The sequence below is a fragment of the Hyphomonas neptunium ATCC 15444 genome (genome assembly GCF_000013025.1).
Classification (GTDB): domain Bacteria; phylum Pseudomonadota; class Alphaproteobacteria; order Caulobacterales; family Hyphomonadaceae; genus Hyphomonas; species Hyphomonas neptunia.
Genome location: NC_008358.1, coordinates 267,383 through 280,177, shown reverse-complemented (window position 1 = coordinate 280,177; position 12,795 = coordinate 267,383). Strand labels below are relative to the sequence as shown.

Here is a 12,795-nt window from a genome sequence, read left to right as displayed (position 1 = left end):
AACATTGTAAACCAATATTCAGAAAATACATTTACAAAGTAAATTCCGTCGGCTAGAACAATTGCGGAACAGGAGAGTTCGCGATGCGTGATGGCATCTACAGATCACTCCCGATGCCGCGCCGCTGGAAGGTCGTCTTCAAGATGTGCGAGCGGGAAGCTGAGCGAAAGCGTTATGCGCCAGAGGCGGCGAAGCGCGCCATTGAAACCGATTTTCGTCAAGGTTTGAGTGGCGGCTATCTTCGTCGCCTTGAGGCCGCTGTCGGGGATGCCCTGCGGCAGCTTCCGGGAATGCGGATACTCCCAAAGCAGTCAGATCTTGGAGGCTCCAACAATGCGCTCGAGCGTGAGCTTCTGGCGAACTCGACCATTTTGATCACCATACCAAGCGCTGCAAGCGCCCGGGAAATAGTGCTGCAAGCCCTGAGCCTAACGGTCGATCACAAGCGAAATGCGCAACTGCGAGAACTGAGTCGACATGCTTTCGAAAACGGAGCGAACGGACGCGCCGCAGCCGCGTCCCTGAGATCAGCACTCGCCGCAATTGATCCTCCGGTGACTGCACAACGAATCTTGGAGCAAGCTCCCGCTCTAAAGGGGCCTTTACGGCCCAGTGTTGAGCTGGACGAGGCATTGGATGGTTAGCGATTATGCCATTGAGCGCCCGGACGCGCACGTTTACGTCTGCTCCGATGGAGAGGCCGCGCCGGAGCATTCCGCGCTTTGCGTCCTGGGCAGACATCTGAAACTGGAGCCTAGAGCCCTTGGAACTTTTTTAATGCGCAGCATTCCTGCTCGTGCTGAAGATCTCCTCGTGCTGGCTGGCGCGGTCGCTTACATTGATCGCCTAGGAAAGCGGCATCATTCGAAGTGCTGGGAACGCGATTTATTTCTCTCCTTACCTGTGCGGGATTTCGATTTTTGGGACGCATCCGATCTGCGCGATGAATTGAAGTCGCTTCTGGAAATGCTGACGGGCGATTCCTGGTATCTAGAGTTTCGACCGGGGCGCGCTCCCTTGCCGGTAGATCGTCAGGGGAGCCTTTCTTTGACCGACACGCCCCCTGTTGTGATTCCCTACAGCAACGGCCTTGATTCATTCGCCGTCGCACGACTACACGCGCAACCCAGACAGCATATTATTCGCGTTTCTACGGGGCGTGTCGGGGATACTGAAAAGAAAGTGAGCCATGCACGCACCGCCTCCACGCGATGGGTCTCGATGCCAATCTCGCTACCGGGCGCTGGCGTGAGGCTGCCTGAGCAAAGCTATCGTTCACGTGGATTTCTATTCGGCGCAGTGGCGGCGACGGCAGCGGGGATAATGAAAGGTGCTGAGATCGTGGTTCCCGAAAGTGGTCAAGGCACGTTTGGCCCAGCCCTGACTGTCATCGGCCACGAACACCCTGATGTGAGAATGAGCCCGATTTTTACGAGCGCCTTGGGCCGGTTCGTAAGTCGCATCTTTGAAAGTCCGATCAGGTTCGTGCACCCCCGCGTTTGGTCAACAAAAGGGGAAACTCTGGCGGCGCTTCAGATCGCGCAACTCAGCGAGGGCTGGGAGGTGACAGTTTCTTGCAGCCGCAGTTCTCGACGGAAAATACAGGGCAGCGTCGCGAAGCATTGCGGCGTGTGCGCAAATTGCCTACTTCGCCGCCAGTCGCTTCAAGTGGCGGGCTTAGTTTCATCTTCGCAAGAGCCATACATTTGGCCGGATCTTGGTCAGTCACCTCCATGGACGTCCCGTGATCATCCTGTGCCGGGGAAGAGCGTAGTCCAACAGGCAATCAGTGCCATTTTGGCGATGAGGGACTTCGCAATGATCAGTCCGGAATCTCCTCTGGTCTTACGAGAGGCGGCGGCAATAGCTGAAGCCCTTGGGGAGCCTCGGGAATCTACACTCCACGGCATGCACCATGTGATGGCCAAACACCGTGAGGAGTGGAGCGCTCTACTCAGCACCTTCCCGCCTACCTCCTTGTTTCGAGCACTCGGGGCCGTGGCATGACCCAAGGCTTAAGTTCCGTTGATCCCAAAGAGCTGGGCGAGCGGCTCCGGAGGGCACGGACGCGCGCGGATGTGACTCAGGAGCAAGCAGCTCAGATAATCGGCCTGTCGCGCCCAACGCTGGTCGCGATTGAAAAAGGGCAGCGACGCCCTCAGCCAGAAGAACTCGTAGCACTCGCCGCCGCCTACAATGTCGGCGTGGCTGAACTCCTTAGGCGCACGGCTGTGCACGTCGACTTTGTACCGCGTTTTCGTGCTTCGCTACGTGGGAAAGATGGAGCCAAGCTTGAGGCAGCGGCGCGTTTGAACGATCTCACTGCAGCCGAAGTCGAGCTTGAAAACTTAGTCGGTCCGATGCGACGCTCGCCTCTGCCGCCAGAGCGGCCACTGATGTCGGGTGATGTTCGCGATCAGGCTGAGGATGCCGCTATGGAATTGCGGATGCGCCACGGTCTTGGCTATGCTCCGATTCAGGACATTGTGTCTCTTCTTGAGCAAGAGTTTGGCATCCGGGTCTTCCTAGACAAGCTGGATTATGGAGTCTCGGGACTCTACGCATACGATTCTCAAATTGGGCCGTGTATTCTTTTCAACTCAGAACATCCCCCTACGCGCCGCGCGATGACGGGCGCGCACGAACTTGGGCACTTTATCGGCACGAGGAACCAGCCCGACATCGTCTATGAAGGAGAGCCTGAGGATCCGCGCGAAGAGGTCTACGCCAATGCCTTTGCCGCGGCATTTTTGATGCCAGCTCAAGCCGTCCGCAGGATGTATCAGGAATATCAGGAGGTCAGCGGCAAGTTTACACCGCGCCACCTCATTCTCATGGCACATCGCTGGAATGTTTCAGAAGAAGCAATGTGCCTTCGCCTTGAGGGATTAAAGCTCCTCAAGCGCGGAACTTGGCACAGCTTGAAGGACAGAAAGTTTGGCGGAGACCTTGTTCGCGAGGTTATCGGTGAGCAGAAATCCAGGGAGCTGGTACCACCTCGGCTCTGGCTCCTCGCTGCTGAAGCTTTTGAGAAAGAGCTGCTGACGGAAGGCCAACTCGCGCGGCTCCTCCGCGTCGACCGCGTTCGGCTTCGCGAAATTGCTGACAGTTATGGCGTGGAGGGAGAGAATGGCCTCGACGCCCTCGACGCTGACTGACGAGCACCGCGAACTTGCAATAGACGCCAGCGTACTGATCAATCTTCTCGGTACAGGCGAGGCAGAAGCTGTACTCTTGGCTTTGGCTCGGCCGATCATTATTGCCTCGGAAGTTTATAGAGAAGTGAAGCGCGATCCGTTCACGGGAACGGACGCAACAGGCATTGTTTCGGCATTAGAAACGCGCGGCTTGGTTACTCGATTCGACCTCGACGCAGAGGGTACGGCCCACATGCTAGATTTGGTCAGCGCCCCCGGGTCGGATGCTCTAGACGACGGCGAGGCAGCGACAATCGCGCTTGGCGCAAGGCGCCGATGCTGCGTTGTGATTGATGAAATGCGCGGGCGTCGGATCGCAAATGGCGTTCCAATTGAAGCGGGGGTCCTGGGCACTTTGGACATTCTCGCCTGCAGAAGCGTCCAGAAAGCTCTAGGCGAGACGCGGTTTCACGCCGCCATACTGAGCGCCGCGCGTGCCGCCAGAATGCGATTTCCCGTAGAGTATGGCGCGTGGGTCGAGACACTGCTCGGAGAAGATGAAGCGCGCAGCCTACCGGGGTTGCGGGCGTATTACCGCACGCGTCGATAGCTCTGTTCGTGGGCCGCTCCACACCGATTGCAAGCCAATCAACGGGGCACAAAGCTTCAGTCCGCACTCGTCGCTAAATCGAACCCTACTGCTAGATTTCTATCATGCCCAGAAACTTGAATTTTCACGGGCTGGATACAGGCGCTTGCGTATCCATCAACGCCGACTGCCGAAGTGCGCCTGGAGGCGCAATTCCCCTTTTTGGATATGGCGCCAGCCGCACCTGCATTAAATACTACAGATTGGGTAAAATGCGGCGTCTCGATACGGTGCAAATGGCGCTGAAAAACTGTTGTGCAGACAAGGCGTAAGGCAAGGCCGGGCGCCAGCTCTTTTAACTTGCCCTATCGGGTTCGCCCCTCTAGCCCTTGCCGATCATTGCACCGATTTGCCTCCGTTTGTGGCGCCGGTCCTCACCATATGGCTGGACGCGGGCGCTATGCCGCCCCGCATTGTCAGATGGCTTATTACAGCGATATTGCCGGCCGAATAGGAATGGATGTTTTAGCGGCAGAAATTTCGTGCACACGGAGGACTTGGCATCCTCCTCCAACGGGCAGCCCGGACGCTTACATAAGAAGTAGCTATCAGCGCAATCTAGTATGCTGCCCTTAGAGAACCCAATCCGTCTTGTATTGCACATCCACTTCGCGGCTCATCTCGACTGCCGACTTACTTGCAATCGCGGATGATTGGCGCAGAAGGTTGGGACCGATTTGTCAGTGTGGGGCGATTGCCCGGGAGGGGGTAGTGCTACTTAAGGTCAATAGGATAAGAAACCTCGGGGTATTCTCAGACTTCTCTTGGGATGCCGGGCTACCCGCGTTCGAGCGCTTCAATGTGGTGTATGGAGAGAACGGGACCGGCAAGACAACGCTCTCCCGACTGTTCGACTGTCTCAAGACAGGGCTGCATGAAGATTACCCTGCTTTAGAATTCAAGATATCCTCGGAGACAGGCGATTTCACGCATGGTGCCGCGGCCGCAAGGAAGGTGCGCGTATTTAATGCCGACTACGTGCAGCTGAACATTGGCCAGCTCGACGGAAATTTGAAACCAATCCTTGTAGTTGGAGAGGAGAACAAAGCGCTCAGCGAAGCACTGAAACAGAATGAGCGGGAGCTTGCGACACGGAAAGACCTGATCGCCGAAGCTGAGTCGCGCATAGCGCAACATGAGACAGCGCGAGGGAAACTGTTCACCTCAGTTGCAGCCACGATCAGCGAGGCGACAAGCGGCACCCTCCAACGCAGCTACAGAAAGAACAACGCAGAAGCCGCTTTTAAGATCCTTGGCGTCAGTAAGGAGCCGACTGAAACGGAGCTTACTGCCCACCGTGCTACCTTACGTCAGGAAGCGATGGACAGGATCGAAGCCGAACTAACGAAAACCATGATGTTTAGCGGGAACGATCACTCTTTCGATCAGGCTGCCAGGGCGATCGAATCGGCCGCCTCATCATTGTGCGGAAGAACCGTCATCAGCGACGCCATAGCGCGCCTGCAAGATTCCCCTGAGATCGCGAAGTGGGTCGAACAGGGCCATGCGCTTCACAAAGCGCTCGGAAGCCAAACCTGCCAGTTCTGCGAGCAGGATCTACCTGCGGACCGCTGGCGGAAGCTCGAAGCCCACTTCAATAACGAGGATCAGGCGCTGAAGTCAGAAATAGAGCGCACCATTGACGAAATTGATCAATTGAAAAAGTTCTTACAATCCACATCGCTGCCGGACAAATTCGCACTTTATGGTGACTTCAGACACCAGTATGACGAGGCCAAGGAAACTCTGACTACTGAAGTTATGGCGGCCAGCGCCGCGCTTGACCAGATCACAGCCAAGCTGGCCGAGAAGCTCGGCGCGCGAACTGCTTCAATTCCGTTCGACATTCGACTGGACTTTGGCGGACTTGCCAATGCCTTTTCTGCCGTTTCAGCGCTGCTGGATAATCACAACAAAAAGACCGAGCTGTTCACGGGCGCGAAGGACGCCGCGAAGAAGGCCATCGAAGCCTATTACCTCATCGGGATAAAGGCGCAAGTAGCCATATTCGATGCGAAGATTGTTGATGAAATGGCACTCATTACACAGAATAAAGATGGAGATGAGGGCGCCGGTATGGCCGCACTTGCCACGCTTGAAGCTGCAATAAACGAAAAGAAGATGCAAATCTCGAGTGCCCACAAGGCAGGGGAAGACCTCACCAAGCTTCTGCAGACCTTCCTCGGGCGAAATGAACTTACCTTCGAGTCCAGTGACCTCGGCTACCGCGTGAAAAGAAATGGTAAAGACGCCAAGCGCCTCAGTGAGGGCGAGAGAACCGCCATTGCGTTCATCTATTTCATCGTTCAGCTGAAGGATCAGGACTTCGATTTGGCCGAGGGTGTCGTTGTCATTGATGACCCAGTTTCCAGCCTCGACTCTAGTTCAGTTTATCAGGCCTTCGCGTTTCTAAAAAGCGCCGTGCGAGACGCAAAGCAGGTATTCCTGCTGACCCACAATTTTTCGTTTCTTCGGCTGGTCATCAATTGGTTGCAGCACGATCCTGCGGCAAAGAAAAAGAACAAGATGTACATGCTAGTTTGCCGAAATGGCGCTACTGGACGCCATTCTACAATGGGCCCTCTTGATCAGGCCCTGATCGATCACCCAACCGAATATCACTTCCTCTTCAAGACACTCACTAACTTTAATGGTGATGGCACTATTGCTGATTGTTATCACATCCCCAATGTTACACGCAAAGTATTGGAGACGTTCCTCGACTTTTTTGCTCCGGGGAAGAACTCTCTTTACTCGAAACTTTCTCAGGTCGACTTCGATGAAAACAAGAAGACGGCCATTTACAAATACGCGAATGACAACTCTCACTTCACTGGCCAGGGCTTCGAGCCGGGACTCGTTCAGGAGAGTCAGAAGAACGTCACTTACCTTTTGGAAATGATCAAAACGCTTGCTCCTCAGCACTATGCAGGAATGGTCGCGGCAACCTCATGAAAGCAATCATCTCGCCTCCCCCGTGCCGGGCATTTCTATGACCTACAATTTCATAAATCTGGCATGGGCCGATTTCGAGGATCTTGCGCGAGACCTTCTTGGAGCGGAATTTGGAATGCGATTTGAGTCATTCGGACCCGGCCCCGACGGTGGTATGGACGGCCGGCATGCCAAGGGCTTGAGCAAGACAGTACTCCAAGCCAAGCATTACGAAGGATCACCGGCGAGTGCACTTACCGCCGCAATGAAGCGTGAGCGGGGTTCGATCGAACGACTGGCACCATCAAGATACTTACTGGCCACTTCTCGATCACTCTCGCCTAAGAACAAGGCGCAACTGGCGACCATCTTAGGTCCCTTACTTCACGCACAAGATGACATCTTCTCGGCAGAGGATATCAATGGTCTCCTCCGCAAATTCCCAGAGGTCGAGAAAGCCCATATCAAGCTTTGGCTGTCCAGTGCCGCCGTCCTTGAACGGGTAACCCGTGCAGCGGCTCACGCATTCACAGCGATGAACAATGCTGAGATTGCCGCGAAAGTACGCGTCTACGCCCCGAACGCCAGCTTCAAAGCCGCTCGCGATACGTTGGAAGGACAGCATGTCCTAATCATATCGGGGCCGCCAGGCGTAGGCAAAACGACGCTCGCCGAGATGTTGTCCTATGCATATGCGGGCGAAGACTGGGAACTTGTGCCGATCAGAAGCCTTGTGGATGGGTTTGAAGCAATCGTCGATGCAAAGAAGCAGATCTTTTACTTTGACGATTTCCTTGGGACCATCGCCCTCGACAGAAATGCACTAGCTTCAAAAGATTCTGATTTGGCGCGCTTCATGAAGCGCATACGGCATTCGCCAAACGCTCGTTTCATCCTAACGACCCGGGCGTATATCTTTGAAGAGGCGCGGCGGGTATCTGAGCATCTTGCCGATGAGAGGCTCAATATCAGCAAATACATTTTGGATATTGGCGTTTACACGAGGCGCATCAGGGCACGCATCCTCTACAACCACCTTCTAGTGGCGGACACGCCGGCGGCACACATCAGGGCTCTCGTTGGGAGCGGCAAGATCGCGAAGATTGTGGATCATGCGAACTATAACCCTCGCGTTATAGAATGGATGACCGATGGGGTGCACTTGGCATCGATCCAGCCCGAGGGCTACGCCGACGCTTTTCTTGCTGCCTTGGCGAACCCATCGCAGCTTTGGGACACCGCCTTCCGAACGCACATACCGGAGAAGTGCAGGCACCTCTTGTTCGCAATATTCTTCGGGTCTCAGTACGGAGAGGAAATCGCTGATTTGCGCGTTGCCTATCAGGCGCTCCACCCGCATCTTTGCGCACACTTCGGGCATGCTCACGACGCCAAAGACTTCGAAGAGTCGCTGCGGATTCTGGAGGGAAGCTTCATAAAAATTGAGAGCGGAACCGTTTCATTTGTGAATCCATCGGTTAGAGACTATCTGGCCGCGTATCTGAACGATATAGTGATGCTTAGGGAGTTCGCCTTACCTTCAAGACAAGGCAAGTGGGCCCGCTTGGTTTGGGAGCATGGCGTCAGTCTTTCCGCCGAGAAGGCAGAACTCGCAAACTTTGCGAGCGCGTTTCACTGCGTGGCATCGGCCCTCCTTCACATTCCGACTTGGAAAAAATCAACGCGCTATCCGCATTCGTTTAGCGCAGCCGACCTTTCCAACTGCGATCGTATCGAACTGCTACTGAAGTGGTGGGAAGCATCAGAATTGGGGGATTTCGCGGACTTAGCGCTAGCTCTTGCCCGCAATCCCGTTGATGGCTTCAGCTCACACCGCGACGGCCGTGATTTGGTCGAACTCATCCAAAATCTACGCTGTTTCTACGACGGATTTCCGTATCTGGATGATCTGCTGACCGCACTGGAGCAAGGAGTCATTTCGATCCTGCAATCCGGGATGGAGCTTGATGACTTGGAGATTATCGCTCGTTGCGTAACCGATGCGACTTACGAGTTCAGTGGTGATGTAATAGCAGTAGCGAAAGCGGCGATACTGAGGGAATTCGATGAAAACGAACGGGCGACGTCTGAAACGGATTCGGAATACACTCTGGCGGATCGTGTAAAGACGCTGGAAAACCTGGCTGCGATTGGCGGGGTGTCACAAGCAATGCTCACGTCAGCCGTGAAAACGGTCAACAATCGGATAGCCGCGATTGTCGATGAAACTGAAACAGCTGAAGAGCCGACGTTTACGGGCACGGCAATGGCTACTGCCGACAAGTTCGATGATCAACAGTTGGCAGATCTGTTTTTGCCGCTGCTCAATCTGCCCGCAAAGCATCCTCCCACCGATTGAAAATAAAAGTTGCCGAAAATTGCTTTCGGCCGGCATACTTCTGTAGTGCCTATTTGGGCATCCCAGCTGAAATTGACGAAGACTTGTTGGAACAGCTCTTCCTTTTCGGGTGGCTCTTCGACGCTTTCCTATTCGTCAGAGGGATAGCTTCCGCTTCCCCGCTTTAGCCGAACCCCTGCCCCACCGGCCTTGCTTGCGCCCGATTCCAAAAAAATAACCCCCGCCTCCTCCAACGCGCGCCGAACAGCTTCCACATTGGCAGGTGTGCTGGAGGCTGGGCCACGCTCGCTCTCCATTCGGCGCACCGTCGGCACTGAGAGCTTTGCGGCTTCCGCCAGCTTCGGCTGAGTCCAGTCAAGCAGGGCACGGGCAGCACGAATCTGGGCAGCAGTTAAATCTGTCATTTTCTTTTTGAGATCATATTTACTTAAAACGATCACGAGTGTAGTGTCCGTGATACCAAACGACTCATCTCTACCATAAAGGTAAACCCATGTCCCGACGCTCCCCAGGCGACGAGAATGCGGCCCCCTGCGCCCAATGCGGGCTTTCACGCCGGGAGCTGATGGCCGGTTCGGCCTCACTGGCACTTTCAGCGGGCATTCCGGGTGCCGCCGATCCGGTTATCCCAGTCTGCCAGAAGTGGCTGCGGTTGAACGCGAAGCAAGACGCGTTGACACTGCGATGGCAGAAACTCGAAAGCTTCGTTGGCCGCGAATACAACTGGTTCAGGCTTTCCGAGGCAGAGCGCCAGCTCGTGCCGGAAGCTGCGGAGATGGCCGCCATCGACCAGAGTGTCGATGCCCTGTTCAACACCCGGCAGGATATCCTTTCGCGGCTGCCGGATATCAAGGCAACGAGCCTTTATGGCGTTTCTCTGAAACTGAGTGTCGCGACGGCCTCGGTCCTCCCTGACGAGAACACTGAGGCCCACGCCCTTCTCCAGAGCACTCTGAATGACCTGAGCTCGCTAATGGAAGCGAGCGGCAGTCTGCAGAAATGAGGCGGCGCGCGCGCTTCAGACGGTCCTGGCAACGTGGCCACGAACGGATAGATGAAGCATGCGTCGCGAACGTTGAGGCCGTCATCTGGATCATGGAGCCTGTCCGGCGCGAAGTTCTTCTGCTGCACAGGATTGAGCGCATGAGCTATGCCGAAATCGGAAAGCGGCTTTCCTTATCCCGGGCGGAAGTGAAGACGCACATCGCAGGGGCGGTCGCGGAACTTGTTATCGGGCTTGCTAGAAAGCAAAGAGAAGACTGCCTAGCTGCAGAGTGCCCACCGAAAAGACAAGATTGAGTTGCGAGCAACAAAGACGCCGCCGAAATGCAACAAACGCGCTTTCAAATTTCTGCACCTAGATGCAATACCATGCATACGGAAGCATGCACACCATCCGCTCACGGATATACATAAATGCTTGTTTATAAACAATATTTCTGAGCATCCATCATCGGCGCGACAGAAAATCTATAGTTTTGTTTCGTTGGCATTTTCTATTGCTTATCAAGATGATGGCGGACGACGTCGAGCGTGTCATGTACGCAAATTTGCCCAGCTTTCTAGCTGATCTGTTCTCATACGCTCAATTGGCAGACGCACATAGGATGCTGAGCGCGAGCATCCTTGACGGTCATTGCTGTTTGACGCTTGTGGCGCAGTTTGTGCACACCCAATCCCATTTAGGATTGATGACGAAAATCGCCGGCCGCAGAAATGACGTTCGGGATTGATCCATGCCGAAACGCTTTGACCTGCAAGCGGCAATATTATCGAGGGTCTGCTCTAATGGGTTTTTGGCGTGAACTTGAGGTGTTTGGGAACGCTGTTGCCCTGGAAGAAGGCCAGCACAGCGTTACCTACCGCGAGCCCGCCACCCTGTGTGATCGATTTTCTGATAAGCTTCCGGCATTCCGGCAGCTTGTCGCAATTCAGGCCTGCAACCGGGTCGATGCAATTGTTGCCTACCTTGCTTGCCTGAGATCCGGCCACCCCGTCATCCTTCTGAACGACGAATCGATTTCCGATGGGCGTATTCTTTCAATTTACCAACCGGACTGGCTCGTAAGTTACAGGGATGGAGATTGGAGGCTCGATCAACGCGGCCAGTCGCCTCCATCGGCATTTACGGATGAATTGGCGGTCCTTTTATCGACTTCGGGAACGACCGGCGCCCCCAAACTGGTAAAGCTTTCCCATGAGAACCTTGACGCGAATGCCCGCGCGATCCTTTAATACCTTGATATTCACGCAGAAGATCGGGCGATCACAACCCTCAATTTCTTCTATTCATTATGTAATGGCGGTCCTCAATTCACATCTGGCGGCAGGCGCACGGATTGTTCTGACGGACGCTTCCGTAACCGAGGACGATTTCTGGGATCTTTTCAGTGCGCGGGCCTGCACGAGCCTCGCTTTTGTGCCGTATCATTTTGAACTTCTGGAGCGCACCGGGTTTGCGGACATGGCGCTGCCTGCATGCAACAATTTGGGACACTTCCTGAAAAAAATTGGAACCGGTTTTCGAGTTCCGCGTAATACAAGACGTAGCACTTGTTGCTATGCCATCTATCTTGTACCTTTTTAGCCGGTGCGGCGAACCTGCGCCGGCTATTTTTTACTTAAACTTTCCTTCAGAACACCATGATCGCGAACAATATTTCGCGCAAACTGGCCGTGGCCAGGAATCGGCAACGCGTTATTAACTATTGCGGCCGATTGTCGTTCAAGTTGCAAAATGCAAATATAAAAAAGATCGGGCAAAGCCCGCGCACAAGATGGATTTCATAGGAAAACCAACAGTGGCTGCTCGCCTCATCTCTTTACCCGGTAACACACCAGAAGTTCCTGAACCGATGTCCTATCCGCGCGAATGCGCGGCTGAGACATTCAGGCAGAACTTCGAAGCGATACTCAGCGAGCCGGTTCCCGAGCGCTTCGGCGTTTTAATCCGCAGGCTGAGAGAGCAGGAGATGCAGCGGTCAGCCCTGATCGCATCGGAGCATTGCCTTGACAGACCCTGATCCCGCCACCGGACAGGAATCCAGCGCCAGCTTCATCGACCAGCTGGAAGCCATGATACCTCAAATGCGGGCGTTCGCCCGCAGCCTCTGCCGTAACGCTGACCTCGCAGACGATCTTGTGCAAGACGCATGTCTGCGCGCCTGGGGCGCTCGCAACCGGTTTATTCCGGGCGCGCCGATGCGGCCCTGGCTGTTCAAGATCATCCGTAATCTTCATACCGGTCATAACCGCAAGGCATGGCGGTCGGAATCGCTTGATCCTGATGATGCTGAGAACGCCCTTGTAACAGCGGGCAGCCAGGAATGGTCCTCTGATTTCCGCGTGATGGAAAGCGCTCTGCGGCATCTGCCTGAAAAGCAGCGCGAAGCCCTCGTCACCGTTCTTGCGGCCGGCTTCAGCTATGAAGAAGCCGCCTGCCTGCTGGGATGCAGTGAGGGCACCGTCAAAAGCCGCGTCAGCCGCGGGCGCGAAGCGCTTGCAGGTCTGATGGACCAGCCCAGCCTCCCGCCTTCCCTGCCTTTGACCGCCTCGCAGATCGAAACGCTCCCGGTCGTGGGGGACATTCCGCCACAGAACTCCGGCAGCGACCTGCCCTTATGGCCAAACGGGCACACCAGAGCGGCCTGATCTGAGGCGTCCGGCTCCACCGGACGCCTTCGCGGCCGTCCCTGTGCAGATGGCCCGCCATTTCG

General features: G+C 55.1%; 12 protein-coding genes. 11 read left to right on the top strand and 1 reads right to left on the bottom strand.

From position 1 onward, the window contains the following. Positions 1 to 83 precede the first annotated feature (83 nt). The 6 genes from HNE_RS01455 (at position 84) to HNE_RS01430 (ending at position 9,079) form a co-directional block, all read left to right on the top strand. The gene (locus HNE_RS01455) at positions 84 to 644 is read left to right on the top strand and encodes a hypothetical protein (protein WP_011645318.1); all 561 of its coding nucleotides are present in this window, start codon (positions 84 to 86) and stop codon (positions 642 to 644) included. Between the two features lie 133 nt (positions 645 to 777). Then, positions 778 to 2,007, top strand: coding sequence for a 7-cyano-7-deazaguanine synthase (locus tag HNE_RS17715; RefSeq protein ID WP_160162595.1), 1,230 nt, complete (start codon positions 778 to 780; stop codon positions 2,005 to 2,007). After that, entirely contained in the window at positions 2,004 to 3,158 is a 1,155-nt protein-coding gene (locus HNE_RS01445; RefSeq protein WP_011645316.1) for a helix-turn-helix domain-containing protein, read from the top strand. The genes HNE_RS17715 and HNE_RS01445 overlap by 4 nt, the downstream gene beginning before the upstream one ends. Beyond that, positions 3,130 to 3,747, top strand: coding sequence for a hypothetical protein (locus HNE_RS17710; protein WP_049754985.1), 618 nt, complete (start codon positions 3,130 to 3,132; stop codon positions 3,745 to 3,747). The genes HNE_RS01445 and HNE_RS17710 overlap by 29 nt, the downstream gene beginning before the upstream one ends. 750 nt (positions 3,748 to 4,497) lie before the next feature. Next, entirely contained in the window at positions 4,498 to 6,741 is a 2,244-nt protein-coding gene (locus HNE_RS01435; protein WP_011645315.1) for an AAA family ATPase, read from the top strand. Further along, positions 6,713 to 9,079: an AAA family ATPase gene (locus HNE_RS01430; protein WP_233351969.1), complete on the top strand. Its 2,367-nt coding sequence runs from the start codon at positions 6,713 to 6,715 to the stop codon at positions 9,077 to 9,079. The genes HNE_RS01435 and HNE_RS01430 overlap by 29 nt, the downstream gene beginning before the upstream one ends. A gap of 128 nt (positions 9,080 to 9,207) precedes the next feature. Here HNE_RS01430 and HNE_RS19085 read toward each other — a convergent pair whose 3' ends face one another. Then, the gene (locus HNE_RS19085; RefSeq protein WP_035590774.1) at positions 9,208 to 9,483 is read right to left on the bottom strand and encodes a helix-turn-helix domain-containing protein; all 276 of its coding nucleotides are present in this window, start codon (positions 9,481 to 9,483) and stop codon (positions 9,208 to 9,210) included. A gap of 89 nt (positions 9,484 to 9,572) precedes the next feature. Here HNE_RS19085 and HNE_RS01420 point away from each other — a divergent pair, with 89 nt between their 5' ends. The 5 genes from HNE_RS01420 (at position 9,573) to HNE_RS01400 (ending at position 12,730) form a co-directional block, all read left to right on the top strand. Then, positions 9,573 to 10,082: a hypothetical protein gene (locus HNE_RS01420; RefSeq protein ID WP_148205778.1), complete on the top strand. Its 510-nt coding sequence runs from the start codon at positions 9,573 to 9,575 to the stop codon at positions 10,080 to 10,082. Then, the gene (locus HNE_RS19080; RefSeq protein ID WP_035590771.1) at positions 10,079 to 10,378 is read left to right on the top strand and encodes an RNA polymerase sigma factor; all 300 of its coding nucleotides are present in this window, start codon (positions 10,079 to 10,081) and stop codon (positions 10,376 to 10,378) included. The genes HNE_RS01420 and HNE_RS19080 overlap by 4 nt, the downstream gene beginning before the upstream one ends. A 489-nt stretch (positions 10,379 to 10,867) precedes the next feature. Next, positions 10,868 to 11,314, top strand: a complete 447-nt coding sequence (locus HNE_RS01405; RefSeq protein ID WP_035590767.1) for an AMP-binding protein — start codon at positions 10,868 to 10,870, stop codon at positions 11,312 to 11,314. Positions 11,315 to 11,378: 64 nt separating this feature from the next. Beyond that, on the top strand, positions 11,379 to 11,666 hold the full coding sequence (locus HNE_RS18500; protein WP_148205777.1) for a hypothetical protein: 288 nt from the start codon (positions 11,379 to 11,381) through the stop codon (positions 11,664 to 11,666). Positions 11,667 to 12,088: 422 nt separating this feature from the next. Further along, on the top strand, positions 12,089 to 12,730 hold the full coding sequence (locus HNE_RS01400) for an RNA polymerase sigma factor (RefSeq protein WP_011645312.1): 642 nt from the start codon (positions 12,089 to 12,091) through the stop codon (positions 12,728 to 12,730). Positions 12,731 to 12,795: the final 65 nt, after the last annotated feature.